This is a genomic window from Cupriavidus sp. R6-3 (assembly GCF_059772245.1).
Genome location: NZ_JCBAJO010000441.1, coordinates 1 through 1,397, shown reverse-complemented (window position 1 = coordinate 1,397; position 1,397 = coordinate 1). Strand labels below are relative to the sequence as shown.

Sequence of the window (1,397 nt, the reverse complement as noted above, 5' to 3'; positions counted from 1 at the left end):
CGCAGCTCCGCCAGCAGCTTGCCGCACTGGCTGTCCTCGGCCGGCGACAGATCGATCAGCGGCAGCACCGTGGCGACCGGCGCCAGCAGCGCCAGCGCCACCGCGCCGCCGGCCCGCAGCGCCAGCACGCCGATGTCCGGGCTGACGCGCGGGTCCTTCAGCGTACCGCCGACATACAGCGGCGAGCGTAGCGAGAACACGCGCATGCCCTTGGAGTCGGGGTTGATCGTCAGGCCCAGCCGCTCGCTGGACAGGTCCACCACGCCGGTGGCCGTGATGGTCGCGTCCTGCGTGTCGATGACGAAGGTGCGAGCGCGGCCCATGCCGTTGGTGAAGGTGAAGTCCGCCACCCCGCAGTTGATCTGTACCGGCTTGTCGCCGAACAGCTTGGCGATGATCACGCTGCCGACGTTCAGCCCCATCGCCTCGAGGATGAACTTGCTGATGGTGCCGTTCTCGACCAGCAGCCGCGCCTCGCCGTTGGACGAGCCGAGCAGCGCCGCCACCGAATTGCCGGTGGCCGACAGCTTGGCGGCCCCGTTGATCTCGCCGATGCTGGCGCGCATCGATTCGAGGTTGGGGAACAGCTGCTTGATCTTCAGATGGCGCGCCGTCATGTCGATGGTCGCGCCCATCGGCGTGCGCTTGCCATTGAGCTGCAGCATCGAACTCAGGGTGCCGCCGGCCACGCCGAAGTTCAGCGGCTTCAGGTTCAGCACGCCGTCCTGCAGCACGATATGGGTCTGCAGATTGTTGATCGGCAGGTCGACGTCGCGAATGATGCGCTGGCCCGTGAAGCGCACGTCGGCATCGATATCGTCCCAGCGCTCGGTGCGGAACGGCGCCACCGGCAACGCCTTGTCGGCCGGCTGGCGCACCGGGCTGCGCGCCGCGGCCTGGCCCGGCTTGGCGTCGGCGCCGATCAGCGGCGCCAGGTCCTCGAAGCGCAACTGCCTGGACACCAGTTCGCCGGCGAGCAGCGGGCGCGGCTCGCGCTGCGTATAGGTCAGCGTGCCGCCCAGGTCGCTGCCGCCCACCCGGCCGGTGAAGTTCTGATAGCGATAGACCGACGCGCCCTTGCGCAGCGTCGCGGTCAGGCGGCCGTTGGTGCGATACGGCGGGGTTTCGGGCAGCACGACGCCGGTCAGCGAATACAGGTCGGCCATGCTCTCGCCGGACAGCTGCAGCATCAGGTCCAGCGCGGCGAGTCGGGCCGGCTCCGTCAGCGTGCCCTCGATCTGCGCGCGGGTGCTGCCGACGCGCACATCGGCCTGCAGCGGGTAGGGCCGGCTGGCGTCGCGCAGGTTCAGCACCGCGCCGGCCTTGCCGTTGGCGTTGATGGTGGCCTTGTTGTAATGGCCGACCGCGCGCCAGCGGATGCCGTAGACCGGTTCGCC

Annotated in this window: 1 protein-coding gene; it reads right to left on the bottom strand. The window is 69.5% G+C overall.

Annotated features, from left to right (window positions below; translation table 11 throughout):
- Positions 1-1,397: AsmA family protein (locus tag AC6EI8_RS26495; protein ID WP_498383395.1), on the bottom strand; the 1,397-nt coding region annotated here is incomplete at both ends.